The 25,561-nt window shown below is 31.0% G+C and carries 24 protein-coding genes and 2 tRNA genes; 17 read left to right on the top strand and 9 right to left on the bottom strand.

Annotated elements, in window-relative coordinates; genetic code table 11:
• Window positions 1–16: 16 nt before the first annotated feature.
• Complete coding sequence (locus tag HMPREF3046_RS08415; RefSeq protein WP_070718609.1) at window positions 17–1,162, bottom strand: globin domain-containing protein; 1,146 nt, start codon at window positions 1,160–1,162, stop codon at window positions 17–19.
• A 268-nt stretch (window positions 1,163–1,430) separates the two neighbouring features.
• Here HMPREF3046_RS08415 and HMPREF3046_RS08410 point away from each other — a divergent pair, with 268 nt between their 5' ends.
• From HMPREF3046_RS08410 to rihC, 6 genes are all read left to right on the top strand, one after another.
• On the top strand, window positions 1,431–1,748 hold the full coding sequence (locus HMPREF3046_RS08410; protein ID WP_070718606.1) for a DUF5011 domain-containing protein: 318 nt from the start codon (window positions 1,431–1,433) through the stop codon (window positions 1,746–1,748).
• Between the two features lie 297 nt (window positions 1,749–2,045).
• Window positions 2,046–3,158 (top strand): cytochrome aa3 quinol oxidase subunit II, encoded by a 1,113-nt coding sequence (gene qoxA / locus HMPREF3046_RS08405; protein WP_070718603.1) that lies wholly within the window; start codon window positions 2,046–2,048, stop codon window positions 3,156–3,158.
• The gene (gene qoxB / locus HMPREF3046_RS08400) at window positions 3,158–5,146 is read left to right on the top strand and encodes a cytochrome aa3 quinol oxidase subunit I (protein WP_070718599.1); all 1,989 of its coding nucleotides are present in this window, start codon (window positions 3,158–3,160) and stop codon (window positions 5,144–5,146) included. Before qoxA ends, qoxB begins: the two co-directional genes overlap by 1 nt.
• On the top strand, window positions 5,136–5,741 hold the full coding sequence (qoxC, locus tag HMPREF3046_RS08395; protein WP_070718597.1) for a cytochrome aa3 quinol oxidase subunit III: 606 nt from the start codon (window positions 5,136–5,138) through the stop codon (window positions 5,739–5,741). Before qoxB ends, qoxC begins: the two co-directional genes overlap by 11 nt.
• Window positions 5,738–6,028: a cytochrome aa3 quinol oxidase subunit IV gene (qoxD, locus tag HMPREF3046_RS08390; protein ID WP_002448242.1), complete on the top strand. Its 291-nt coding sequence runs from the start codon at window positions 5,738–5,740 to the stop codon at window positions 6,026–6,028. The genes qoxC and qoxD overlap by 4 nt, the downstream gene beginning before the upstream one ends.
• 132 nt (window positions 6,029–6,160) lie before the next feature.
• On the top strand, window positions 6,161–7,063 hold the full coding sequence (rihC, locus tag HMPREF3046_RS08385) for a ribonucleoside hydrolase RihC (protein ID WP_070718594.1): 903 nt from the start codon (window positions 6,161–6,163) through the stop codon (window positions 7,061–7,063).
• Window positions 7,064–7,109: 46 nt separating this feature from the next.
• Here the strand turns inward: rihC and HMPREF3046_RS08380 are convergent, their stop codons facing one another.
• Entirely contained in the window at window positions 7,110–8,279 is a 1,170-nt protein-coding gene (locus HMPREF3046_RS08380) for a serine hydrolase domain-containing protein (protein ID WP_070718589.1), read from the bottom strand.
• A 359-nt stretch (window positions 8,280–8,638) separates the two neighbouring features.
• On the opposite strand from HMPREF3046_RS08380, the gene HMPREF3046_RS08375 reads away from it, so the two are divergent.
• The 4 genes from HMPREF3046_RS08375 to HMPREF3046_RS08360 all read left to right on the top strand — a co-directional run bounded on the left by HMPREF3046_RS08375 (window position 8,639) and on the right by HMPREF3046_RS08360 (window position 15,083).
• Window positions 8,639–9,877, top strand: coding sequence for an LCP family protein (locus HMPREF3046_RS08375; protein ID WP_070718587.1), 1,239 nt, complete (start codon window positions 8,639–8,641; stop codon window positions 9,875–9,877).
• Window positions 9,878–9,896: 19 nt separating this feature from the next.
• Window positions 9,897–10,367: a DUF2538 family protein gene (locus HMPREF3046_RS08370; RefSeq protein ID WP_002448219.1), complete on the top strand. Its 471-nt coding sequence runs from the start codon at window positions 9,897–9,899 to the stop codon at window positions 10,365–10,367.
• 114 nt (window positions 10,368–10,481) lie between these two features.
• Window positions 10,482–10,901 carry a GNAT family N-acetyltransferase gene (locus HMPREF3046_RS08365; protein WP_070718584.1) on the top strand — a complete coding sequence of 140 codons (420 nt, stop codon included), beginning with the start codon at window positions 10,482–10,484 and terminating at the stop codon, window positions 10,899–10,901.
• 150 nt (window positions 10,902–11,051) lie between these two features.
• A complete protein-coding gene (locus HMPREF3046_RS08360) occupies window positions 11,052–15,083 on the top strand; it encodes a glucosaminidase domain-containing protein (RefSeq protein WP_070718582.1) in 4,032 nt (1,343 codons plus the stop codon).
• A gap of 176 nt (window positions 15,084–15,259) precedes the next feature.
• Here HMPREF3046_RS08360 and HMPREF3046_RS08355 read toward each other — a convergent pair whose 3' ends face one another.
• Entirely contained in the window at window positions 15,260–15,679 is a 420-nt protein-coding gene (locus tag HMPREF3046_RS08355) for a MarR family transcriptional regulator (RefSeq protein ID WP_002448073.1), read from the bottom strand.
• Between the two features lie 268 nt (window positions 15,680–15,947).
• On the opposite strand from HMPREF3046_RS08355, the gene HMPREF3046_RS08350 reads away from it, so the two are divergent.
• On the top strand, window positions 15,948–17,123 hold the full coding sequence (locus HMPREF3046_RS08350) for an aminotransferase class I/II-fold pyridoxal phosphate-dependent enzyme (protein ID WP_070718804.1): 1,176 nt from the start codon (window positions 15,948–15,950) through the stop codon (window positions 17,121–17,123).
• A 51-nt stretch (window positions 17,124–17,174) separates the two neighbouring features.
• Here HMPREF3046_RS08350 and menB read toward each other — a convergent pair whose 3' ends face one another.
• Genes menB through HMPREF3046_RS08330 form a run of 4 tightly spaced genes read right to left on the bottom strand, consistent with a single transcriptional unit; the run spans window position 17,175 to window position 21,803 of the window.
• Window positions 17,175–17,993 carry a 1,4-dihydroxy-2-naphthoyl-CoA synthase gene (gene menB, locus HMPREF3046_RS08345; protein WP_002448062.1) on the bottom strand — a complete coding sequence of 273 codons (819 nt, stop codon included), beginning with the start codon at window positions 17,991–17,993 and terminating at the stop codon, window positions 17,175–17,177.
• On the bottom strand, window positions 17,986–18,789 hold the full coding sequence (menH, locus tag HMPREF3046_RS08340; RefSeq protein WP_070718579.1) for a 2-succinyl-6-hydroxy-2,4-cyclohexadiene-1-carboxylate synthase: 804 nt from the start codon (window positions 18,787–18,789) through the stop codon (window positions 17,986–17,988). Before menH ends, menB begins: the two co-directional genes overlap by 8 nt.
• The gene (menD, locus tag HMPREF3046_RS08335; RefSeq protein ID WP_070718573.1) at window positions 18,776–20,446 is read right to left on the bottom strand and encodes a 2-succinyl-5-enolpyruvyl-6-hydroxy-3-cyclohexene-1-carboxylic-acid synthase; all 1,671 of its coding nucleotides are present in this window, start codon (window positions 20,444–20,446) and stop codon (window positions 18,776–18,778) included. Before menD ends, menH begins: the two co-directional genes overlap by 14 nt.
• Window positions 20,436–21,803, bottom strand: coding sequence for an isochorismate synthase (locus HMPREF3046_RS08330; protein WP_070718570.1), 1,368 nt, complete (start codon window positions 21,801–21,803; stop codon window positions 20,436–20,438). Before HMPREF3046_RS08330 ends, menD begins: the two co-directional genes overlap by 11 nt.
• Before the next feature lie 181 nt (window positions 21,804–21,984).
• Here HMPREF3046_RS08330 and HMPREF3046_RS08325 point away from each other — a divergent pair, with 181 nt between their 5' ends.
• On the top strand, window positions 21,985–22,923 hold the full coding sequence (locus tag HMPREF3046_RS08325) for a 1,4-dihydroxy-2-naphthoate polyprenyltransferase (RefSeq protein ID WP_070718568.1): 939 nt from the start codon (window positions 21,985–21,987) through the stop codon (window positions 22,921–22,923).
• 46 nt (window positions 22,924–22,969) lie between these two features.
• Here the strand turns inward: HMPREF3046_RS08325 and HMPREF3046_RS08320 are convergent, their stop codons facing one another.
• Complete coding sequence (locus HMPREF3046_RS08320) at window positions 22,970–23,524, bottom strand: GNAT family N-acetyltransferase (RefSeq protein WP_070718565.1); 555 nt, start codon at window positions 23,522–23,524, stop codon at window positions 22,970–22,972.
• Between the two features lie 143 nt (window positions 23,525–23,667).
• Here HMPREF3046_RS08320 and HMPREF3046_RS08315 point away from each other — a divergent pair, with 143 nt between their 5' ends.
• Window positions 23,668–23,880: a TM2 domain-containing protein gene (locus HMPREF3046_RS08315; RefSeq protein ID WP_070718562.1), complete on the top strand. Its 213-nt coding sequence runs from the start codon at window positions 23,668–23,670 to the stop codon at window positions 23,878–23,880.
• Window positions 23,881–23,969: 89 nt separating this feature from the next.
• Window positions 23,970–24,068 carry an SAR1012 family small protein gene (locus HMPREF3046_RS11555; protein ID WP_017175792.1) on the top strand — a complete coding sequence of 33 codons (99 nt, stop codon included), beginning with the start codon at window positions 23,970–23,972 and terminating at the stop codon, window positions 24,066–24,068.
• Window positions 24,069–24,135: 67 nt separating this feature from the next.
• Here the strand turns inward: HMPREF3046_RS11555 and HMPREF3046_RS08310 are convergent, their stop codons facing one another.
• Window positions 24,136–24,354 carry an IDEAL domain-containing protein gene (locus HMPREF3046_RS08310; protein ID WP_070718559.1) on the bottom strand — a complete coding sequence of 73 codons (219 nt, stop codon included), beginning with the start codon at window positions 24,352–24,354 and terminating at the stop codon, window positions 24,136–24,138.
• Between the two features lie 207 nt (window positions 24,355–24,561).
• Here HMPREF3046_RS08310 and HMPREF3046_RS08305 point away from each other — a divergent pair, with 207 nt between their 5' ends.
• From HMPREF3046_RS08305 to HMPREF3046_RS08295, 3 genes are all read left to right on the top strand, one after another.
• Window positions 24,562–25,146, top strand: coding sequence for a competence protein ComK (locus HMPREF3046_RS08305; RefSeq protein ID WP_070718556.1), 585 nt, complete (start codon window positions 24,562–24,564; stop codon window positions 25,144–25,146).
• 144 nt (window positions 25,147–25,290) lie between these two features.
• A tRNA-Asn gene (locus tag HMPREF3046_RS08300) sits at window positions 25,291–25,365 on the top strand.
• A gap of 3 nt (window positions 25,366–25,368) precedes the next feature.
• Window positions 25,369–25,457 (top strand) — tRNA-Ser (locus tag HMPREF3046_RS08295).
• The last annotated feature ends 104 nt before the right edge of the window (window positions 25,458–25,561 follow it).

Raw genomic sequence — 25,561 nt, 5'->3', positions numbered from 1 at the left:
TAATAATATATTACATTTATACTGAAACACTTAGTTTTGGAACAAATGTTTCATAATGAATATGTTCTTGGTTTATGCCTATTTCTTTTAATACTTCAATCACTGATTGAATAAATTTAGCACTTCCACAAACATATACTTCACTATCATTATTCACATAATTTTCAAGAGTTTCTTTAGTTAAATAACCTTTAGCTTGTCTATCATATAACTCATATTTCGCTTTGTCGTAGCGTTTTGAAATATCTTTTAAATGAGAAGTGAATGGTGTATCATTAACGTCTCCAGTTACTTGTATAAACTGTGCATGACTTCCATCTTCAGCCACTTTATCAAACATTGAAACAAGTGGTGTGACACCAATACTCGCACCAATAAATACTTGTGGTTGCTCTTGATTAACCACGCCAAATGGACCGACTGGAGCTGATAAGTTAATATCATTTCCTTCTTTTAATTCATCATGTAAAATAGTTGAAACTTCACCTTCATGGTCTGTAGATACATCACGTTTGACAGCAAAAGTTAAATGATTGTTGTCGCCACTCACAATTGAATAGTGACGTTTTGCACGATAAGGCATTTTTTCACTGCTTACATCAACTGTAATATATTCTCCTGGTGTAAATTGACTTAAATCATATTGATCTGATACTACAGTAAAGGCTTTAATATCAGATGAAAGTTGTTCAATTTTTTCAATTTTAAATGGTTGGAAACCTTCCCATAGCATTTTACTATAAATATCTTTTTCAACTTGAATAAATACATCAGCAATTTCTTGATATGCTTTTTTCCAAGTTTGAATAATAGGATGACTATCTTCTAATCCTAAAACAGCTTTAATTGCTTCAATTAAATTTTCTCCTACGATATCGTATCCAGCTGGTGGTACTTGTAACGCACAGTGTTTATATGCAATTTCTTTAACAACTGGCAAAATATTTTCTAAATGCTCAATATTAACTGCAGCGGCTAATACACTTTGAGCTAAAGCAGTAGATTGGAATCCCTTTTGTTGATTAGTTTGGTTAAACATATTTTTTAACTCTGGATGTTGTTGGAACATTCTATTGTAAAAATAAGAAGTAATCTCTGTTCCTCTTTCTTGTAATACTGGAACAGTTTCCTTTACAATTCCTTTTTCTTGTTCTGTTAACATTCAAATCCACTCCTACTTAAAATAATATGTGTAAAATATATTTATTTACTACAAATATATTTTAGTACGATACTTATTATAATGTAATATAAATCTTTTTAAATTCACAGAACTTTCATTTTACATAAATTTAATATTTATTTATCTTAAGTTCATTTAAATTTAATCTTGAATAAGCTATATTAAGACTATAGTATGATGTCAAAAATCAGAAATTAAAGTATAGTTAAATTATTCAAATGACTTATTACATTCGGAGGTTAACGTAATGAATAAACTCATACAATCTCTTTCAGCTCTTGGTGTCTCCGCTACTCTTGTGACCCCAAATTTAAGTGCAGAAGCTACTTCAAATCACACTCCACAGCTTAGAGGAGTAAATGATATTGTTATTGAAAAAGATCAAGATTATAATGTATTAAATGGAATTAGCGCCTACGATAAAGAAGATGGCGATTTAACACATAAAATTACAGTTGACGGTCACGTAGATACGTCAAAAGTAGGTACATATAAAGTAAGATATAATGTCATCGACTCAGAGGGAGCCGAAGAATCATCAACGCGTTACATAAAAGTTGAATAAATGTGTCAATTTTCTGAAAAAGACAAGATAGCTATCTTGTCTTTTTTATTTAATTTCTATTGTAAACGCTAGAATTGATAATGTTTCTCAAATATAACGAGTGATTTTCTATTTTTGACATTCTTCACAGAATAGACACATAATTTTAACAAACCTTACATTCCCCGTCATTCCTATTGTTACTAGTTTTTTCCTATTTATTATTGTAATTTTTTTCTAATAAGGTCTTGTAAATATCGCGTAATAAACTAAAATTAATGGTAAGCCCTACATTTGTAGTATTAGGAGGTCAAAAAAGTGTCAAAATTTAAGTCGTTGCTTCTTATGTTTGGCACACTAATTTTACTTAGTGGTTGTTCAAACATAGAAGTGTTTAATGCAAAAGGGCCAGTAGCAAGTAGTCAGAAGTTCTTGATTATTTACTCAATCATCTTCATGCTTGTTATTGTTGCTGTTGTACTTACTATGTTCGCTGTTTTTATTTTCAAGTATAGTTACAATAAAAATGACGAATCTGGTAAGATGCACCACAATTCTTTAATTGAAACAATTTGGTTTGTGGTACCAATCTTAATCGTAATTGCTTTAGCTATTCCAACAGTTAAAACATTATACGATTACGAGAAACCACCTGAAAGTAAAGAAGACCCATTAGTTGTCTATGCAGTTAGTGCCGGATATAAATGGTTCTTTGCTTATCCAGAACAAAAGGTTGAAACAGTGAATACATTAACTATTCCTAAAAACCGTCCAGTTGTATTTAAATTACAATCTATGGATACAATGACTAGTTTCTGGATTCCTCAATTAGGTGGTCAAAAATATGCCATGACTGGCATGACAATGAATTGGACTTTAAAAGCCGATCAAACTGGTACATTCAGAGGACGTAACTCTAACTTTAATGGTGAAGGTTTCTCTCGCCAAACATTTAAAGTTCACTCTGTAGACCAAAAAGATTTCGATGCTTGGGTTAAAGATGCTAAAAGTAAAAGAACTATTAGCCAAGATGAGTTTGATAAACAACTCTTACCAAGTACTCCAAATAAAGAATTAACATTTAATGGTACTCACATGGCATTCGTTGATCCTGCAGCTGATCCAGAGTATATCTTCTATGCATATAAACGTTACAACTATACTCAAAAAGATCCTAACTTCGTTGCTGAAAAAGATCTTTATAAAGATGTAACAGATAAACCTCAAAAACCAGCTCGTAAGGTAACAGTTACTAATGTCAACTATCCTCGTCATGGTATGAAGCCAATGATTTTAGGCAACAATGACCCTTACGATAGTGAGTTTAAAGATGAAGAAACTCACAATGCTAAGGAAATGGAAAAAATCAATAAAGGAGCTAAAGACGAGAATGCGTCTAAAGCAGATAATGATCATGGAGGTGAACATTAATGAATTTTCCATGGGATCAATTACTCGTTAAAGGTAACTGGATGATTACAATGGCACAAATCGGTGCGCCATTCCTAGTTATTGGTTTGATTGCGGTAATTACTTATTTCAAGTTATGGAAATATCTATACAAAGAATGGTTCACATCCGTAGACCATAAAAAAATCGGGTTAATGTACTTAATTAGTGCAGTATTAATGTTCGTTCGTGGTGGTATTGATGCGTTATTACTTCGTACTCAATTAGCTATTCCTGATAATACTTTCTTGGAATCAAATCACTATAATGAAATTTTTAGTACGCACGGCGTTATTATGATTATCTTTATGGCTATGCCATTCATTTTTGGATTATGGAATGTTGTTGTTCCATTACAAATTGGGGCTCGTGATGTGGCATTCCCTGTAATGAACAACATCAGTTTCTGGTTATTCTTTGTTGGTATGATTTTATTTAACCTATCATTTATCGTAGGTGGATCACCAGCAGCTGGTTGGACAAACTATGCTCCACTAGCAGGAGAATTTAGTCCTGGACCAGGAGTTAACTACTACTTAGTAGCAATTCAAATTTCAGGTATCGGTACTTTAATGACAGGTATTAACTTCTTTGTAACAATACTTAGATGTAAAACGCCTACTATGAAATTTATGCAAATGCCTATGTTTACTGTAACTACTTTTATTACGACATTAATCGTAATTTTAGCATTCCCAGTATTCACAGTTGTTCTTGCTTTAATGACAGCTGATAGAGTATTCGGAACTCATTTCTTCACAGTAGCAGATGGCGGTATGCCAATGTTATGGGCAAACTTCTTCTGGGTATGGGGGCACCCTGAAGTTTATATTGTTATCTTGCCTGCATTTGGTATTTATTCAGAAATTATTCCAACATTTGCTCGTAAACGTTTATTCGGTCACCAAAGTATGGTGTGGGCAACTGCTGGTATCGCGTTCTTAAGTTTCTTAGTTTGGGTTCACCATTTCTTCACAATGGGTAATGGTGCTTTAATTAACTCATTCTTCTCAATTTCAACAATGTTAATCGGTGTACCTACCGGAGTTAAATTATTTAACTGGTTATTAACATTATATAAAGGACGTATTACTTTTGAATCACCAATGTTATTCTCATTAGCCTTTATCCCTAACTTCCTATTAGGTGGAGTTACTGGTGTAATGTTAGCAATGGCATCAGCTGATTATCAATATCACAACACTTATTTCTTAATAGCTCATTTCCACTATACATTGGTTACCGGTGTAGTATTTGCCTGCTTAGCTGGTTTAATCTTCTGGTATCCTAAGATGATGGGTTACAAATTAAATGAAAAATTAAATAAATGGGCATTCTGGTTATTCATGATTGGATTTAACGTATGTTTCTTACCACAATTCATTCTTGGATTAGACGGTATGCCACGTCGTTTATACACTTATATGCCATCTGATGGTTGGTGGTTATTAAACTTCATTTCAACTATCGGTGCATTAATGATGGCAGTCGGCTTCCTATTCTTAGTAGTAAGCATTATCTACAGCCACATTAAATCTCCACGTGAAGCAACTGGAGATAACTGGGATGGTTTAGGTCGTACTTTAGAGTGGTCAACAGCTTCTGCTATTCCACCTAAATACAACTTCGCAATCACTCCAGATTGGAATGACTATGATACATTTGTTGATATGAAAGAACATGGTCGTCATTTCTTAGACAACCATAACTACAAAGATATTCATATGCCTAACAACACGCATACTGGTGTATTTATGGGTATATTCATGTTAGTTGGTGGTTTCTTCTTAATCTTCCAATCTATCATTCCATTCTTAATTTGTGTAGCTGGTATCTTCGGAACTATGATTTATCAAAGTTTTGTACAAGATCACGGTTATCATATTCCAGCTTCTGAAGTTGCTGAAAACGAAGCACGTTTAAGAGAAGCACGTATTAAAGAAAGGGAGGCTGTAGGTCATGAGTCATGATACAAACACTATTGATTCACGTACGCATGAAGGTCAATTGAATAAGCTTGGCTTCTGGATTTTCCTTACAGCCGAATTTGCATTATTCGGTACCCTATTTGCAACGTTATTAACGTTGCAACATGGGGGCAGTTACGGTGGTAAAATGACAACTGAATTGTTTGAATTACCACTTGTCCTAATCATGACATTTGCCTTATTAATCAGTTCTTATACTTGTGGTATTGCAATTTACTACTTACGTAAAGAAGAAAAAGGCAAAATGATGTTTTGGATGATTTTAACAGTAATCCTTGGCTTAGTATTTGTCGGATTCGAGATTTATGAATTCGCACATTATGCTTCTGAAGGTGTAACACCTAAAGTTGGCTCTTACTGGTCAAGTTTCTTCATCTTATTAGGTACACATGGTGCCCATGTTTCGTTAGGTATCGTTTGGATTATTTGTTTATTAATCCAAGTTGCAACACGTGGATTAAATAAATTTAATGCTCCAAAATTATTTATAGTAAGTTTATACTGGCACTTCTTAGATGTTGTATGGATCTTCATCTTTACTGCCGTATATATGATAGGGATGGTGTATAGCGGATGAATACAATCGTAAAACATACAGTTGGCTTTATTGCTTCAATCGTTTTAACGTTATTAGCAGTTTTTGTAACTCTATACACAAACATGACATTCCATGCTAAAACAACAATTATCTTTGGTTTTGCTTTCATCCAAGCTGCATTACAATTATTAATGTTCATGCACTTAACTGAAGGTAAAGATGGACGTTTACAATCTGCCAAAGTTATCTTTGCGATTATTATTACTTTAATCACAGTTATTGGTACTTATTGGGTTATGCAAGGTGGCCATTCTAGTCACTTATAATTCAATTTCTACCTTACTTAAAAAGCCTGTACGAGTTTTTTAACTTGTACAGACTTTTTGTTTTGTTTATATTAATTACTTCTTTGTGTATGATAGATATAAGAAAAAGTAAAAATCTTTGGAGGGGTATTCATGTCATTACCTATTATTATTGATACTGATCCAGGTATAGATGATGCAGCAGCAATCGCTCTTGCATTATCTCATACAAAATTTGATGTCAAAATGATTTCTACTGTAAATGGAAATGTAGGTGTTGAGAAAACCACAGCGAATGCTTTAAAGTTAAAAGCTTTTTTCAATAGTGAAGTCCCTATACATAGAGGAGCTTCTCAACCATTCATAAGTGAAATACAAGATGCTAGTCATATCCATGGAGAAAGTGGTATGGATGGGTATCAATTCCCTACAATTTCTACTTCAGATTTAGCATCTTCTCATGCTGTAGAAGCTATGAATGAGATATTAAGTCATTCTAATGAACCTATTACTCTTGTAACTTTAGGTCCTTTAACAAATATAGCACTACTTTTTAATACGTATCCTGAATGCAAAAACTATGTTAAAGAAATTATTATGATGGGTGGTAGTACTGGAAGAGGTAATGTTACTCCCCTTGCTGAGTTTAATATTTATTGTGATCCTGAAGCAGCTCACATCGTTTTTAATGCTGGTTTGCCTTTAACGATGATTGGATTAGATTTAGCGCGTCAATCATTATTTACTCATTCTTATTTAGAGACTCTTAAAGATGAAAACAAAACGACACAAATGTTGTATCATATTTTCCAACACTATCGTGGTGAAGATTTTAAAGAAGGAATAAAATTATATGATGCGTTTACGATTCTTTATTTACTTGATCCTGAGAGTTACGAAATTAAAGACGCAGATGTGCAAATTGAATTACAAGGCTCACTGACTCGTGGTGCTACTGTGGTTGATTTTGAATCTTCCTATCCTAATTGTTCTGTAGTCGTATCAAGTATAAATGAACATTATAAAACAATATTTTTAAATACTTTAAAAAATTAAAGGTCGAAACATTAATGTTCCGACCTTTTAATATTTATTTTTACTCTTATTGATAATAAGAATGTTGATTTAGTATTTTATGATAAATATATGAGATTCGCTTTTCATTTGTTACTTTAGAATTATCACCTATATTTGAAGCAAGTACGATGACATAATGTTGATTGAAATAGACAGTAAATATTTGTCCATAGAACACACCATTAATTCTGTTATATTGCGGTGTAACATAAAATCCATATCGATAAGATTCAGGATATACTGTTGTTCCTAATTGCTGAGTCAGTGGTATTGACACTGATTCACTAAAAATATTATTATTTTTAAAATTATTTACTAAATGAGCCATATCATATGTTGTCATATATAAATTACCCGCTCCATAATATTGATCTAATATATTTGGTTTCATAGCAGTTAATTTACCGTCAATCATTTTATATCCTGTAGCCATATGTTTTTTATATAGTTTTTCATTAAAGAAAGCACTATGTTGTAAACTAAATGGTTGTGCTAAATCATTATAATAATTTTCAGCATAGGATTTATGTGTGACTACTTCTATTACTTGAGCAAGCACTAAGTAATTAGCATCATTATATAAGTGTTTATGATAAAATTTTTCATTAATTCCCCTTGCTTGTATTGCATGTACTGCACCATCAAGGCTTTTAGTTTTAGGAGAAGCTTCAAATTTATATAATCCACTTCTATGTAACATTAGATCTTTTAACGTTATATTTTTTGTCGTTTTAAACCAAGGTAAATAATTAGTGACAGAATCATTTATATTCACTTTATTTTCATTTTCTAATTTTTTTAGAATTAATCCAGTTGTAAATTTCTGTGCGGAACCAATTAAATACATTGTATTTGGTGAGTTTTTAGTTTTATGATGAAAATTTTGATAACCGTATCCTTTATTCAACTTTAATTTACCACGTTCAAGAACTGTAACTGCCCCATTAAAATGAATTGCTTTTAAATATTCATCAATATTTTTGATATGTGATTCTTCAACTTCGATTGTCTTTAAATGTGGCAATTTTGATACATGATAATCTCTTTTTTGTAAATACGTTTTATTATCATTAAATTTGTTATATTCTGTATCTGTATGATGTGTTTTATATACTTTCATTAAGAATATGACGAATAATGTTACTAAGATGATTAAAACTATGGTTAATATTATTATTTCTATTCTTTTTTTCATTTGCTGCCTCATTACAATTTAATAAAAACTATTAACTCCACGCTATTTTATTAAATTATTATTCTTTCGATAAATTATATTATATATTATTTTTACTGAAGTATCATCTTTAATATATCTTACTCCGACTATTTTTTTATCATTCTTTAGCCCGATAAAGTAAGTTTTTCTGACCTGTTTCACCGTAAATAAAAGTTTTTAATCATTACTTTTTTATATTAAAATTAAGTTGTAATTTTAGCCAATTAGTAATACAATTTATGGCTATGGGAGTAATAATTATTATTCTTTTATATTAAAATGGTATGATTAAATTATTAACTTAATTTTTTAATAAATACGTATAGGAGCACATAATTATGAATCGTTTTTTTAAATATTTTATGATGCTATTAACATTATTACTTATTGTTGTTCCTGTCATTTTTATTGTCAATTTATATCATCATTCTGAGAATGCTTTGCAATCTTCATATAATAAATCTGATGCAAAACGTCATTCTACTTTAAGAAATAGCAAAATGAATCCTTCTAAAGACGCTATCTCACTATTGTTTCTTGGGATAGACGATAATGAAGGTAGACGTAAAAATGGTCAGACGACTGAACATTCAAGAACTGATTCAATGATTTTAGCAACACTTAATCCCAATAAGCAGCAAATCCGTTTATTAAGTATTCCTCGTGATACAATCAGTTATATTCCTAAAGTAGGTTATTACGATAAAATTACACACGCACATGCCTATGGAGGTCCTATTGCTGCTATGGATACTGTTGAAGCCACACTTAATGTTCCTGTCGACTATTATGTTCGAATTAATATGGATGCCTTTGTTCAAGCGGTAGATAAATTAGATGGTATTTATTACGATGTACCTTATGATTTAGATGAGCCTAATACAGATGATACTGGAAGAATCAAAGTTAAAAAAGGATATCACAAATTAAATGGTGATGAAGCTTTGGCTGTAGCACGCACACGTCATCACGATTCAGATTTAAAACGTGGCGAGAGACAAATGGATTTAATCAAAATTTTATTTCAGAAAGCAAAAAATTTAGATTCATATGACAAACTAGATGAACTCGTTCAAATAGTAGGTAAAAATGCTAAACATAATCTAACAACGGAAGAAATTAAATCTATAGCTTCAATTTATTTATCTGATAATATAGACTTTAAAAAGTCTCAACTTAAAGGTGACAATGATTATTTAAATGGTATTTACTATTATAACCCTAGCATTAAGAACATATTAAAATATTCAAATTTATTGCGTTCTGATTTAGGACTATCTAAAATAACAGATAAGAATGATTTACTGGATGAAAGAGTCATTAAACATTATGGCAATCTAGTACCGTTAACACCTATTGATTCGTTTCTTTTAGAAAATAATCAAAAAGATACCTCAACAGATGAAAACTCTATTCAAAGTAATATTACTAACCCTTCTACGCAATCACAATCAGAACAAAATCCATCTGATAGTGCTATGAATCAGCAAGATCAAATGAGTAATCAAGTCAATAGCAACAATCCAGACAACTCAAACGACTTCAACAATCAAAATGAAATAAATCAATTATATTAATTTGAGAGGAGTACGTAGAATGTCACGCAAAACATATGAAAAAATTGCTAATATTAACGGCATGTTTAACGTATTAGAACAACAAATTATTCATAGTCAAGACATGGCTTTATTCAGAAGTGAATTCTTTTATGTTAATCATGAACATCGTGAAAACTATGAGGCATTATTAGTATACTATGGTGAGAATTCAGTGAATCCAATTGTAAATGGAGCTTGTTACATTGTTGCTTTACCTGAAATTTTTAATAAAGTAGATGTATTTGAATCTGATTTACCCTTTTCTTGGGTATATGATGAAAATGGAATTACGGAAACAATGCAAAGCATTAGTATTCCATTGCAATATTTAATTGCAGCTGCTTTAGAGGTTACAGATGTTAATCTTTTTAGACCTTCAGGTTTCACTATGGGTATGAATAACTGGAACATCGCACAATTAAGAATTTTTTGGCAATATTGCGCAATTGTTCGCCAAGAAGCATTATAATTTACTACTCCTTTTTACTTTTTAGTAAAGGGAGTTTTTCTATATCTAAATAATATAAAATGATTCTATACAATGATTGAGTTTATTTAATTTAAGAGAGTAGGTAAATATCACATGTTTAAAGAAGTAATTAATCAATCTATGCTTTCTGATTGTTTTGAAATTAGAAAGTCAGTTTTTGTAGAAGAACAAAGGGTTCCATTAGAAAACGAATTAGATGCATTTGAAAATACTTCGACTCATATTATTGGGTATCACGATGATCATCCATTTGCTTGTGCACGATTTCGTCCATATGAAGATGGTATAAAAATAGAACGTGTAGCAATTTTAAAACCTTATCGCAATAAAGGATTCGGCAAAACATTAATGAACACGATTGAAAGTATTGCAAAACGAAAACATCATCATAAACTTATTTTAAACGCACAACTACAAGCTGAACCATTCTATGAAAAACTAGGTTATGTTAGTATTGGTTTTCCTTTTCAAGAAGAAAATATTGTTCATATTAAAATGTATAAAATAATTTAAATTATATTTTTCAATACTTGAATTTCAATCTCAACAACTAGATATTTATAAAAACAAAATTAAATTTAGTTTACAAATTAGTTAAAAGTAATTACTCTTACTTTTCTTGACGTTATAATAAAAAAGTAAATTAAAAAAGGAGCAACTGTTATGTCGAAAAAATTTAGCTTTAAATTCCCATCAATGATCGCCCTTACTTTATTTGGTGCAGCATTTACTACACATCATGCTGAAGCCTCTGAAAACAAACAAGAGGCTGCTAATAATGTAATCGATGATCAACAAAATATTGAAAATGCCAATGTAGCTAAACATCAAGTCAGTAATGCAGCTCAAAATATTTCTGGGGTGCAAACTTACCAAGACCCTACATTAGTAAAATCAAATACGACTAATAATACATACACATATGATGCAAAATTAGATAACTTAAATCAATCAGCGTCATCTCAAAATAACTCACGTTCTAATACTAATGATACAGTTAAAAACAGTGATACAATATCAAATGATCAATCTGATAATACAAAACATAATAATAATGAAGTAGCTACTACCTCTACTACTTCAACTGATTCAACTCAATTAGTTACATCATCAAATTCTAATAATAAATTAAGTTCAAATCGTGTAACTACTGAAACACAACCAACTCATAATGAAAGTGCTCAAGTTTCAAATACACAAAAGTTAAATACAGATGAGCCTAAAACAACATTAAATAACGTAGATAGTCAAAACAAAAGCATATCAAAAGCTCAATCAAGCACTAATTTCGTTAATAATAAGCAACAAAAAGTAGATAATAATGCTACAACGACAACTAATGACAATAATAAAGTATCATCATTTTCTACTACAGAAAGTGACAGTACGTCTAAAAATTTATCAAATACATCAGATCACACTACAGTTAACAATGAAGATACTACTCTTAAAAATAATAATGCTCAAACTTCACCAATGGATAATACTTTAAAAGTACGCGCATACAGTGCAACTTTAAATAACACTCATGTTAATAATAAAGCTACAACTTCAACTCAATCAAATGATGCATCTGTCTCTGACTCTACATCATCGGTTCATAAAGGTGTTGGTGGAAAAGGTGGTCCAGCTACAGTAAGTACATATTCAACTACTTCTTCACTACCAAAATATGTACCACAAGTTAAATCTTCAATTAATAATTATATTCGCTCAAATAATTTGAAAGCGCCTTCGATTGAAGAACATTATACATCTTACTTCCCAAAATATGGATATCGAAATGGAGTTGGAAAACCTGAAGGCATTGTCGTGCATGATACTGCAAATGACAATTCAACGATTGAAGGCGAAATTAATTATATGAGAAATAATTATACAAATGCGTTTGTACATGCATTTGTAGATGGAAATCGTATTATTGAGACTGCCCCTACTGATTATTTATCTTGGGGAGCTGGACCATATGGAAATAATCGTTTTATTAATGTTGAAATTGTTCATACACATGATTATGCTTCATTTGCACGTTCAATGAATAACTATGCAGATTACGCTGCTACACAATTACAATATTATGGGTTAAAACCAGATAGTGCTGAATATGATGCTAAAGGAACAGTATGGACTCATTATGCTATTAGTCGTTATCTTGGAGGTACAGATCACGCTGATCCACATGCCTACTTGAGTAATCATAATTATAGTTATGATGAATTATATGATTTAATTAACGAAAAATATTTAATTAAAATGGGTAAAGTTGCACCATGGGGTACAACATCTACAAATAATTCAACTCCTACTACTAAACCAAGTATAAATAATAAAAAATTAACAGTAACATCTAATAATGGCTTAGCTCAAATTAAATCAGATAATAGCGGTCTTTATACTACTGTATATGATTCTAAGGGAAAAACGACGAATCAAGTTCATAATACTTTAGCAGTTACAAAATCTGCACAGCTTGGTAAAGACAAATATTACCTAGTATCCGATTATAATAGTGGAAAATTATATGGATGGGTTAAACAAAATGAAACGATTTATAATACTACTACTTCTAAAACGAAAGTAAATAAATCTTATACTATTAAACCTGGAACGACACTATACACTGTTCCATGGGGTAATTATAATCAAATTGCTGGAACAGTGTCTAAATCAAATCAATCTCCATTTAAAGCGAGTGCATCACAACAAGTAGGTAAATCAACATATGTATATGGTTCAGTAAATGGTTTAACTGGTTGGGTAAGTAAATATTATTTAAATAATATTCAAAACAAAGCGGATACAGCTAATGTACTTAATATTTCTCAATTAAATAACACTTTAGGACAAGTAGCTAAAAGAAATAATGGTGCTTACACGACAGTATATGACTCATCTGGAAAAATAAATCCTTCTATTAACGGTAATACTTATCGTGTAACTAAAAAAGCGACATTAAATAACAAAAACTTTTATTTGATTTCTGACTTTAATGGTAATCAATCACACGGTTGGATTCCTTCATCTGAAATTAATATTCAAACTACAACACCTATAAATGATGGTATTAAAAATTACAATATCAAAGGAAATAGTAATATATATGAAACACCTTGGGGCGGTTCGTCTCAAATTAAAGCAATAGTTCCTTCAAAAGGTGATGTTCTAAAATCGATAGACGCTTTAAAAGTAGGCTCAAATACGTATCTTCACGGTGTTATCAATAAAGTTTGGGGCTGGATTTTATCAGACGATGTTCAAACTGTAAAAGCGAGTCAAAAAACAAGTAGTGTTCAAACTGTTTCAAAAATTGCTCAAGTAAATTCAACCAATGATGGTATACGTTCAAGTATTTACGATGCAAGTGGTAAGCACGCAAAGCAATATGCTAACAAAACATATGTTGTAACTAAAGAAAAAAAATTAGATGATAATACATATGTTTTATTATCTAGTACTTCTGGAAATACCCCATTAGGTTGGTATAATGTTAAAGACTTAAATATTAAAAATTTAGATGAAGAACAAAAAGTGAAAGGTACTTATACTGTCAACCAAAATAATAATGGCTTGTATACGATTGCTTGGGGCACTAATCAACAACGATTAGATAAAAACAACATTGCTAATCAAAATTTCAAAGCTTCTAAATCGACAATTGTTGATGGTAAAACGTATTTATACGGTACAGTTAATAATCAAACAGGTTGGATTGCATTAAAAGATTTAACAGACGCTTCATCTTTCGATACAGCAGAAGACTATAACGATGATTTAGTTATAACTAATGGTAATAGTTTTTACTATGACGACCCTACTTCAGCTAAAGCGTACTCACTTAAGCCATTTAATGAACAAATTTTTCAAGTTACAAAACGAAAAGTAGTAAATGGTATCACTTGGTATTATGGTAAATTAAGTAATGGTAAATCAGTATGGATTAAGAAAAGCGATTTACAACAACAATTAGTTAAACTATCTAAAAACTATAGAACACTTGATGATATCACTAAAATTCAACAAAATGTTTACGGTGCGCCACCACAAGTTCAACGTAATAATAGCGGTTGGTCAAATGCAACGTATAATGAAATTAAAAATGCTATGAACGCGAAAACACTTGCAAAAAATTCAGCTTTAAAATATCAATTTTTACGTTTAGATCGTCCACAATCATTATCTGTAGATCGTTTAAATCGACTACTTAAAGGTAAGGGAATGTTAGAAAACCAAGGTCAAGCATTTGCTAATGCTGCAAAATTGACAGGTGTTAATGAAATTTACTTAATTGCTCATGCCTTACTTGAAACGGGTAATGGCCAATCTAAACTTGCTAAAGGTGCAAATTTGGTTAATAATCAAGTCGTTTCTAATTCCCCTATTAAATACTATAATGTATATGGTATTGGAGCTTATGACTATGCACCACTTGTAAATGGAATTAATTACGCAAAACAATCTGGCTGGAATAGTATTTCTAAAGCTATTATTGATGGAGCTAAATTTATTGCTCAAGATTATATTAAATCTGGTCAAAATACACTTTATAAAATGCGTTGGAATCCTGATCAACCTGGTACACATCAATATGCTACTGATATTAATTGGGCAAATTTGAATGCTAAAAGTTTAAAATACTTATACGATCAAATTAATTCAGTTGGTAAATATTTTGAAATACCAGTATTTAATCAATAATAATACTTGGGAGTGAGACTGAATTCAGTTTCAATTCAGTTATCGTCTACCCATACGTAAAAGAATCTGAGACACTTATTTCTGTCTCAGATTTTTTTCTGCTCTAAATTTTATATTTAATACAAACACCCATCTTATTGTGCTATGTTATAAAGAACAATAAAATGGGTGCTATGTTAGATATAAAGATGACGACTATTAAGCTTATTTAAAAGATGATTCAAATTATTGATTTCCTCTTCTGTTAAACATTGACATCTAGCTTCGATTAATTCACATCTTGCTATATTGATTTGTTTAATTAAATCTCTAGCTTCAGTTGTTAAACATAAATCCTTACAACGTAAATCTTCATGTGACTGTTGACTTGTAATATAACCTTTATGAACTAATTTCTTTATCCAACGAGATACAATAGATTGTTCTCTACTAATCTTCATTGTTAAATCATATTGTGATAATCGATCATAGTTATAAAGAATTCTTAATAATTCCAGTTGGTCATTTGTTATATCAGTCCGTTGGCCAAAGCGTCTATTTACTAAATTAAGATCATTATTTGTTAGGGTAATAAGTTTTTCTAGTTGATTATACATAGCTGTTCTACTCCACTCTAGTAATTGTTTATATTATAAAGTTAATTTTATAATTAGACAATACTATTCAATAAATTGACTAAATTCATTTTAATAATATGATATGATCCATTCATTATACACGATTTCTCATTTTTCTATTTAAATTGAGAGAAAGTGAGATTTTATTAATTAAATATTATAAATAAAAATATGATATGATAATTATATTCTATTTCAAAGTAAAGAGGTCATAATACTTTGAATGATTACATTTAGAGGTGTAAATATGAAATTAACTTTAAATTCAAATTCTAGGTTTTTAAGAGCGCCAAGTATCCGACAGTTTTCAAGTCGAATAAAAAATATTGACGACTGCGTTAATTTAACTATTGGCCAACCTGATTTTCCAATGCCTGATGTGGTTAAGCAAGCATATATTAATGCAATAAGCGAAGATAAAACAAGTTATTCACATAACAAAGGTCTTACTGAAACACGTCAAGCGATTAGTCAATATTTTAAGCATAGATATGGATTTTTTTATAGTGAAGAAGAAATTATTGTTACAAACGGTGCAAGTGAAGCGTTAGATACATCGCTAAGAAGTATAATCGAACCTGGAGATGAAATTTTAATCCCTGGCCCTATTTATGCTGGATATATCCCATTAGTTGAAACTTTAGGTGGTAAACCTGTTTATATTGATACCACACATTCTGACTTTAAGGTAACACCTGAGCTAATTGAAGCTTACTTTACTAATCAAACTAAAGCAATTTTATTAAATTATCCTACTAATCCAACTGGTGTTATATTAGAGCGCTCAGAAGTTGAAGCCCTTGTACATTATTTAAAAACTAAAGAAATATTTATTATCAGTGATGAAATCTACGCTGAAAATACGTTTACAGGAACACATACTTCTTTTGCAGAATATAAAGAGATACGTGATCAACTATTACTCATTGGTGGCTTAAGTAAATCACATTCAGCTACAGGCATCCGTATCGGTTTTTTAATCGGTCCTGAATATTTAATTGAAAAATTAACTTTCATGCATGCATATAACTGTATTTGTGCTAATGTTCCTGCTCAAATTGCTTGTATCGCTGCATTAAATGAGGGCTTAGAAGCACCAAAATATATGAACGAAGCTTATATTGAACGACGTGATTATTTAAAAGCTAAATTGTTATCGCTAGGATTCGAACTTGAAGCTCAACCTGAAGGTGCATTTTATATTTTCCCAAGTATTAAACGATTCACTAATAATGATTTTGACTTTTGTGTCAATGTACTGGAAGAGGCACATGTTGCGATGGTGCCAGGATCTTCTTTTACAGATATAGGAAAAGGCTATATTCGTATTTCTTATGCTTATGAAATGAGCGTCTTAAAAGAAGGTATGCGCCGTTTAGAATTATATTTAAAAGAACACTATCCTAATGTGTTAGATAATTAAAAAAAACGCAAGATTGACTAAGTCAATTTTGCGTTTTTTTATTACTATTGTTTATGGGAATTTAGGGAATTGATCAAAATCAGGATCGCGTTTTTCTTTAAATGCGTCACGACCTTCTTTTGCTTCATCAGTAGTGTAATACAGTAATGTAGCATCTCCAGCCATTTGTTGTAAACCAGCTAAACCATCTGTATCTGCATTCATTGCAGCTTTTAAGAAACGTAATGCTGTTGGTGAATGTTTCATAATATCTTTACACCAAGCAACTGTTTCATCTTCTACTTTATCTAAAGGTACTACAGTATTAACTAAGCCCATTTCTAATGCCTCTTGAGCATTGTATTGACGACATAAGTACCAAATTTCACGTGCTTTTTTGTGGCCTACGATACGAGCTAAGTATCCTGAACCATAACCAGCATCAAATGACCCTACTTTAGGTCCAGTTTGACCAAAGATTGCATTATCTGCAGCAATTGTTAAGTCACATACTACATTTAATACGTTACCTCCACCAATTGCATAACCTCTAACCATTGCAATAACTGGTTTAGGAATAACACGAATTAAACGTTGTAAATCCAATACATTTAAACGAGGAATTTGGTCTTCACCAACATAACCACCATGTCCACGTTTCTTTTGATCTCCGCCTGAACAAAACGCTTTATCGCCTTCACCTGTTAAGATAATAACAGAAACATTTTGATCATCACGTGCTCTAGTAAATGCATCAATCATTTCAGCTACTGTTTTAGGTGTAAATGCATTACGTACTTCTGGACGGTTAATTGTTACTTTTGCAATTCCTTCGAAGAATTCATATTTAATTTCATCATATTCTTTTAGTGTTTCCCACTGTCTAGTCATTTTGCTCCTCCTTTAAAAAACCTAATACTATTGTATCAAATTCCGCTTCATCTTCCACATGAATTGTGTGACCTACATTTTTAAAAATATGGATTTGATAGTTTTTAATTTCTTGTGCCATTTTTTTAGCAGTATTAACGAATTTTTCATCTAATTCTCCTGCTAGAATAAGACAATCACTTTTTATACGCTTAATATCTCCCCATAAATTAGGCATATGTCCGGTTCCATAATCTCTTAAAGCTTTCGCTAACTTATAAGGATTTTGCGCAAGTCGCATACGACGCATTGCCTGTTTTTTATTATCATCTAATAGATATTGTGTTTGAAATAAAGGGAGTTTTTCCCAATCATTTACAAATACTTCAATTCCAGCTATTTCTAATACACGTCCACGTGCTTGATCAATAGCCTGTCTTTCTTTACGTAAGGATTCGTCAGCAATGCCTGGTGATGTACTTTCTAATATTAATTGTTTGATTTCATATTGACCATGTATTGCATAGTAGAGTGCTACGCGTCCACCCATTGAATAACCTAATAAACTGAATTTATATTTCTCAAATTGAGATAAAACTCGATTTATTTGTTCCGTTATATACGGAAAGTCCCATATTTGATCTGTAGGTGAGTCATCTTTGCCATGTCCAGGTAAATCAATAGTTAAAACATTACATTGAGTAAGATACGCCTCTATATGATTCATATAAGTTTGACTATCACTAATAAAACCATGAAGTAAAATCAATAATTGATTGCTTGGATGCTCAGATTTATAAAAATTATAATGTAACATTTAAGATCTCACTCAATTTTTTATATAAAAGTTGATGTTGTTCTAAGTTATCTTCACGATTTGTAAGAATTTCATATATATATGAATTCATATTTGAAAATGATACTTGAGAAAAATCGGTAATATTATTTAAACGTTTAAATGAAAAGTCATATAACATGGCAGTGTACTCAAAATTTAGTCCAGTTGGTGTACCAAATAGACGTTCAAAGTATTGCTCTGCTGCTGTTTTTTGTGGCAAATAAGAAAATATACCGCCACCATCGTTGTTAAGTATAACAATATTAATATGAATATCGTTTAATTTAGCCATTAATAATCCATTCATATCATGATAAAAAGCTAAATCTCCAATCAGTAATGTCACTCTTTTATGTACTGCCATACCTAAAGCAGTAGAAATAACACCATCAATACCATTTGCACCTCGATTAGCATACACTTCTACTTCACTATCAAATAATAAATTATCTACATCACGAATAGGCATACTATTACTTACAAATAACGCATCATCTTTAGTGAGTTTTTGAATCAGTGTACTTACAAATGCTGATTCATCTGTCGCTTGAGACATATGTTGAGTGATTGCTTTACGAGATTGTGCTTCTATAGATTGCCAACGTTCAATCCAATCCTTACGGTTTACTGTTGGTTCATTCACTAAACTTCTGAAGAAATCATTTGCTGATATTTCATATGAGATGTGTGGCGGTGTTGGAAATACATCAATTTTATCATTATTTTGAACTAATATTTGAAATGCATTTGTGCGTGTAAGCCATTGATTTAATTTTTTAGAAATAACTGGTTTACCTACACGTATAATAAAATCAACATCAATATTTAAATGAGAACGGTATAATAAATCATATGTTGTAATGACATTAGGATGGTTAAACTTACGTAATTGACTAAGTGGATCTGCAAGAATTGGTAAGTCATGAATTGTAGCATAAGTTAAAATTTGATCGACTGCTTGATGTTGCATATCCCCTACAATGATCAGGCCTTTCTTATCTTTTAATACATTTTTTATATCTTGTATATCTATATTTTTTTGATAATGAGGCAATATTTTATGTTCAGATTTTAAATTCTCAGTCATTTCAAGATCTGGTGTTAACGGTTCTCTAAATGGCAAATTAAAATGTATTGGACCACGGTGTGGACCATATAAATATTGACTTGCAATTTGCATTTGATAATTGATAGTATTGAGCATTTCTTGACTGCCATCAGCTACAGGCATATCAAATTGGAAGTTAATATAATTTGCAAACATATTGACTTGGTTAATCGCTTGTGGTGCGCCTACACTTCTAAGTTCATGTGGGCGATCGCTAGTTAATACTATAAGCGGTATACGACTGATTTGACTTTCAGCTATAGCTGGCGTGTAATTAGCAGCCGCTGTTCCAGAAGTACATAAAATCGCAACTGGGCGTTCACTTCCTTTAATTAATCCTAAAGCAAAAAAAGCTGCGCTACGTTCATCAGGATGTATCCAAGTTTTAATATTGGGATGCGCTTCAAATGCAATAGCTAAAGGCGTCGAACGTGAGCCCGGACTAATAACGACTTCTCGCACACCATAGGCATATAACTCTGATGCAAATGTATAAACTTGTTTAGTTAAAGCTTCTTTATGATTCATTCTTATTCACTACTCCTAAAGCATTCATCATTGGTGAAAATTTCACCGATGTTTCTTCAACTTCACTTTCAGCATTAGAATCTTTTACGATGCCACAACCTGCAAATAAAGTAGTTTGATTTTGTTTAATTAACATTGAACGAATAGCCACAATAAATTCACAATCATCATCTACATCGATATATCCAACTGGAGATCCATATAATCCTCGTGTACCAAATTCATTTTTTTCAATATAATCAACTGCTTCTTTCTTAGGATAACCCCCTAAGGCAGGTGTAGGATGTAACTCATCAATTAAACTAATATACGAATGATTCAATAATGTTCCTTTTATTTCAGTATACAAATGGTACATATGATCATTTTTTAAAATATTAGGTTTTTGATTGTACTCTACATTTTCTACATAAGGCTTAATATCATTTAAAATGCTTCTAACGACAAATTGATGTTCACCTAGATTTTTACTGTCTTGTAGAAATGCTTGAACATTTTTTTCATCTTTTTCAGCATCTTGTGTTCGAGGAATGGTTCCTGCTACAGCCTTCGTAGATAATACACCGTTCTCAACTTTTAATAATTGTTCTGGTGTTTGAGAAAAGAATACAGATTGGTTAGACTCTAGGATAAATAAGTAACTATTTTTCTCATTGTTTAACGCACGATTAAGTACATAAGGAATACTAATTGGCTTATCAAACTTAATTAAGCGACGTCTCGCAAGTACTACTTTTTTATCTTTATCAAGTTGTTCAATCGTTTGACTTACAAGATCTTTCCATTCATCAACATAAATGTCTTCCATGCGTGTTACATTGCCTAAAGCTGTCTCTCGTTCTGTCGTATCGACTTGAGCATTTTCGAAATAATTAATCATTTGATTTAATTTTTCCATTTCAAATTGAGCTTTTTCAACTGTATATGTCAAAATGGTTTGATTGTTAACTGAAGAAATAAGTACTTCAGGTACCACAAAATGATTAATCCCAAATTCACGCCACTCATCATCAGATTTATGATTTGAAAATTGGAATCCCCCTACTATTTTAAGGTGATGCTTTTGCGTATTAACATGAATTAGTTCTACATCATTTTTAAATTTTTCCCATTCCCGAAAGATAGATTGTTTATTTTCAAAGTTATTCTTAAATCTTTGAATTGCATGATAGCCGAAAAATGAAGACATATTATCGTTTAATCGCAAATAAAATCGATCTCCAGCTTGTTTTTCAGTTAAATTAAATAATTCACTTGGTGTTAAAGATTTATTTAACACGACTTCAACAGAAACCCAGTTTTTATTGCTTTCATATATAGATTCCAAAATTTTGTCTTCCATTAGGTTAGCAGCCATTCATTTCACTTCTTTCATTATCTTTTTTTTACTCATTAAAATATTGTAACATTTTTCGTTATTCATCGTATTATAATTGCTTAATCAATTTAGAGAAATATTTCACGTTGATTGACCTTTCTTACCTATTCCTTTAAAATACATATGTTAAAACTTTATATTATAAGAGGTAGATTATATTATGGCAGATCAATATCAACAATATTCAACTGTTAGAAAATATTGGCATTTAATGAGACCTCATACTTTAACCGCGTCTATTGTCCCTGTATTAGTAGGAACAGCGACAGCTAAACTTTTCTTACTGGGCAGTCAAGATCATATTAAATTCAGCCTATTTTTAGCAATGTTAATCGCATGTCTTTTAATTCAAGCAGCGACTAATATGTTTAATGAATATTATGATTTTAAAAAAGGATTAGACGATCATACATCTGTAGGTATCGGTGGCGCGATTGTTCGAAATGGTATGAGTCCAAAACTTGTCATGAATCTAGCAATTGCTTTTTATATTATTGCCGCTTTACTTGGTATATATCTAGCTGCTAATAGTTCATTTTGGATTATTCCAGTTGGTATTGTATGTATGGCAATTGGTTATTTATATACTGGTGGACCTATTCCTATTTCATGGACGCCATTTGGTGAATTATTCTCCGGATTATTTATGGGTATGATTATCATTTTACTTACCTTCTTTATTCAAACAGGTAATGTCAATGGTTTCGTTGTTTGGCTTAGCTTACCTATTGTCATTACAATCGGGTTAATTAATATGGCTAATAACATTCGTGACCGTGTTAAAGATAGAGCAAGTGGTCGTAAAACCTTACCTATTTTATTAGGTAAAAAAGCTTCTATTACGTTTATGGCAGCGATGTATATCTTAGCATACTTAATCGTAATATTTACTGCTTTATTCAAATCAGGTGGCTCATTATTCTACTTGTTAGTATTATTCTCATTCCCAATGCCAATCAAAGCAATTCGCCGTTTTAATAAAAACGATACACCACCAAGCATGATGCCAGCGATGGCAGCGACTGGTAAAACGAATACAATCTTTGGTATTTTGTACGCTTTAGGTATTTATATCAGCGCACTTTTAGGTGGTATCTAATTTGTTTTAACCAGCATTGTTCTTTTTTAACAATGCTGGTTTTTTATTATGATATATATATCATATGTAGATAATCATGACCATATAAATTAATATCTTCGACCCATTTGAAACCTAGTTGTTTATAAAGTTTAAGTGCTTTCTCATTATTGTAGTCACAATTTAAACTCCATTTTTTATTAGAACCTGTGGTAATCAAGTATTCAAATAATTGTGTTGCAATACCTTGTCCTCTATAATCAGGCGATGTGACCACTGCTTCAATATACCACTCATCATGTTTAGCTTCTTTTATAGGTAAAGGTGTTCCAACTAATCTGATATCTTCTTCAAGAGGCAGTTGGTTCCATTGTTCTTCAAACTCCATTTCTTTCGATCCATCATAAGCGATAATACAACCGGCTACTTCATTATTTTTTTCATATACCCATATATTTTTATAATAGGTACGATAATGTACATTGACTATACTAAGTTCGAGTAAATTGATTATACGCTTTTCAGAAATTTCCTTTACAATGTCAAGTTCCATATCTTTCCATATTAAATAATAAAGTTTTGCGATTTGCTTATTATCACTCGGTGTCGCTTTTCTAATCATATTATCACCCCCATCTACATCATACTCATATTCTTACAAGAAATTAAATATTATAGTAAGTATAAACTAATTCTTTTATAAGTGACATTCTTGATTTTAATCATAAATTACTTACAATATGAAAATAAGGAGGCATCCATAATATGAGAGTAAACAAAGCATTATATGTATTATGTGCATTGTTCTTAGGTGGCGTTGGGATTCACAAGTTCTATGCGGATAAAGTTGGCCAAGGCGTATTACATTTGGTCTTTTTTTGGACACTTATTCCAACAATTATTTCGATCATTCATGGCATTATCATTATCTTTACTACTAAAGCTGATAATAATGGATATATTTTTATACCTAGATAAAAAACAAACAAAAGTATTTAAACTTTCTTCTTTAAATTAAAGAAAATAGGGTATAAATTAATAATAGTTTTAAAAAGGAGAATGTGACTATGAAAAACTTTATTAAACGTATTGTGAGAACAATTATTACAGGTTATGTATTGAAATGGATTAAAAATAAAATAGAAGGAAATTCAAAAAGAAAATAATTTAAAAAGGTCTATTCACTTTATTTTAGAGAATAGACCTTTTTATAATGACTCATTGGAACCGGATTTACTCATTGAGAAATGCCTCCAAATGTTTTAATTCAGTAGTATATTGATTAAAATCATCTTCATTTCTATTAACCAAGGCTTCATCAATCAATGTTATAAGTTGTTTCTTTCTTTCTAAACGTAACGCTTCGTCAATCACAAGTTCTACACCTAAATCATTCACCGTCGTTACAAATTCTTCTAGTGTGGTATGTTTAACATTTGTATTGTAATACATAAGATTCACTACCTTTCTATTAATTTAAAAATAGTATACAAGCTTTTTATTTTGAAATCAATGAATATTCAGACTTTTCTAAACAGATTAGTGTAATTTTATTTTTATATGATAACTTGACAATATATACTTTTTTTATATAATAACTTTATATTATTAATCACTCTTCGTGCTTAATAATAAATAATTAAATAAGGAGCTGATCTTATGACTCAGTTCAATAAATCTCCTAATACGATTTATGTCATACGTAAAGGTGATATGGTGATTAGACCTACCTTTGATGATCATCAACAACCGAACGGCTCAGAAATCCTCAAATTCGATACCTCACGAGAAATAAGCCCTTTTAAAACTCAAAAAATTATTGAACGATCTTGTAGATTTTATGACAATAACTACTTAAGCAAGAAAGCTGAAACTCAACGCATTGCTGGAATAACTAGTAAACCTCCCATCCTTCTCACACCATTGTTTCCAACTTACTTTTTCCCAACACATTCAGACCGTTTAGAAGAAAATATATGGATTAATATGCATTATATTTCTGATATTAAGCCATTAAAAAACAGAAAGAGTAAAATTGTCTTTGCTAATCAAGAATCACTAACATTAAATGTATCTTTTCATAGTTTATGGCATCAATATTCTAATTCTATTTTCTATTACTATATGATTGATAAACAAGCAAGAATGAAGTCTAATAATCCAGATATGCCAATCGATTATGAAAAAACATCTTTAAATATCTTTGAGGCACTTTCACACTATTCTTTATTAGAAGATAAATAGCTGTATGTTTATTTTTAAAATATACGGAACGATTATATTAATTTAGTGTAAATGTTCCGTATATTTTTTAAAGACTATCCCTTGCAAATTTTAAGATTATTGATATAATTATATTTGTGTTGATTAAAGAACACGTTATATTATTCCGCAGTAGCTCAGTGGTAGAGCTATCGGCTGTTAACCGATCGGTCGTAGGTTCGAATCCTACCTGCGGAGCCATATGGAAACGTACTCAAGTTGGCTGAAGAGGCGCCCCTGCTAAGGGTGTAGGTCGCGAGAGCGGCGCGAGGGTTCGAATCCCTCCGTTTCCGTCATTTGACTCTTTACTTTTTAAGTAAAGAGTTTTTTTATTTGACTTAAAAAAAAAGAGCCAATGTTTCTACAATGGACTGACCCCAATTAGTGGGAATGATAT

The organism is Staphylococcus sp. HMSC070D05, assembly GCF_001815595.1.
GTDB classification, from domain to species: domain Bacteria; phylum Bacillota; class Bacilli; order Staphylococcales; family Staphylococcaceae; genus Staphylococcus; species Staphylococcus hominis.
The sequence above is the reverse complement of the archived record's forward strand: the minus strand, read 5'-3'. Positions and strand labels throughout refer to the sequence as shown.

Coding starts and splice junctions, on each gene's coding strand:
- HMPREF3046_RS08415 (WP_070718609.1), bottom strand. CDS start 1,162: ATGTTAACAGAACAAGAAAAAGGAATTGTAAAGGAAACTGTTCCAGTA.
- HMPREF3046_RS08410 (WP_070718606.1), top strand. CDS start 1,431: ATGAATAAACTCATACAATCTCTTTCAGCTCTTGGTGTCTCCGCTACT.
- qoxB (WP_070718599.1), top strand. CDS start 3,158: ATGAATTTTCCATGGGATCAATTACTCGTTAAAGGTAACTGGATGATT.
- qoxC (WP_070718597.1), top strand. CDS start 5,136: ATGAGTCATGATACAAACACTATTGATTCACGTACGCATGAAGGTCAA.
- qoxD (WP_002448242.1), top strand. CDS start 5,738: ATGAATACAATCGTAAAACATACAGTTGGCTTTATTGCTTCAATCGTT.
- rihC (WP_070718594.1), top strand. CDS start 6,161: ATGTCATTACCTATTATTATTGATACTGATCCAGGTATAGATGATGCA.
- HMPREF3046_RS08380 (WP_070718589.1), bottom strand. CDS start 8,279: ATGAAAAAAAGAATAGAAATAATAATATTAACCATAGTTTTAATCATC.
- HMPREF3046_RS08375 (WP_070718587.1), top strand. CDS start 8,639: ATGAATCGTTTTTTTAAATATTTTATGATGCTATTAACATTATTACTT.
- HMPREF3046_RS08370 (WP_002448219.1), top strand. CDS start 9,897: ATGTCACGCAAAACATATGAAAAAATTGCTAATATTAACGGCATGTTT.
- HMPREF3046_RS08365 (WP_070718584.1), top strand. CDS start 10,482: ATGTTTAAAGAAGTAATTAATCAATCTATGCTTTCTGATTGTTTTGAA.
- HMPREF3046_RS08360 (WP_070718582.1), top strand. CDS start 11,052: ATGTCGAAAAAATTTAGCTTTAAATTCCCATCAATGATCGCCCTTACT.
- HMPREF3046_RS08355 (WP_002448073.1), bottom strand. CDS start 15,679: ATGTATAATCAACTAGAAAAACTTATTACCCTAACAAATAATGATCTT.
- HMPREF3046_RS08350 (WP_070718804.1), top strand. CDS start 15,948: ATGAAATTAACTTTAAATTCAAATTCTAGGTTTTTAAGAGCGCCAAGT.
- menB (WP_002448062.1), bottom strand. CDS start 17,993: ATGACTAGACAGTGGGAAACACTAAAAGAATATGATGAAATTAAATAT.
- menH (WP_070718579.1), bottom strand. CDS start 18,789: ATGTTACATTATAATTTTTATAAATCTGAGCATCCAAGCAATCAATTA.
- menD (WP_070718573.1), bottom strand. CDS start 20,446: ATGAATCATAAAGAAGCTTTAACTAAACAAGTTTATACATTTGCATCA.
- HMPREF3046_RS08330 (WP_070718570.1), bottom strand. CDS start 21,803: ATGGCTGCTAACCTAATGGAAGACAAAATTTTGGAATCTATATATGAA.
- HMPREF3046_RS08325 (WP_070718568.1), top strand. CDS start 21,985: ATGGCAGATCAATATCAACAATATTCAACTGTTAGAAAATATTGGCAT.
- HMPREF3046_RS08320 (WP_070718565.1), bottom strand. CDS start 23,524: ATGATTAGAAAAGCGACACCGAGTGATAATAAGCAAATCGCAAAACTT.
- HMPREF3046_RS08315 (WP_070718562.1), top strand. CDS start 23,668: ATGAGAGTAAACAAAGCATTATATGTATTATGTGCATTGTTCTTAGGT.
- HMPREF3046_RS11555 (WP_017175792.1), top strand. CDS start 23,970: ATGAAAAACTTTATTAAACGTATTGTGAGAACAATTATTACAGGTTAT.
- HMPREF3046_RS08310 (WP_070718559.1), bottom strand. CDS start 24,354: ATGTATTACAATACAAATGTTAAACATACCACACTAGAAGAATTTGTA.
- HMPREF3046_RS08305 (WP_070718556.1), top strand. CDS start 24,562: ATGACTCAGTTCAATAAATCTCCTAATACGATTTATGTCATACGTAAA.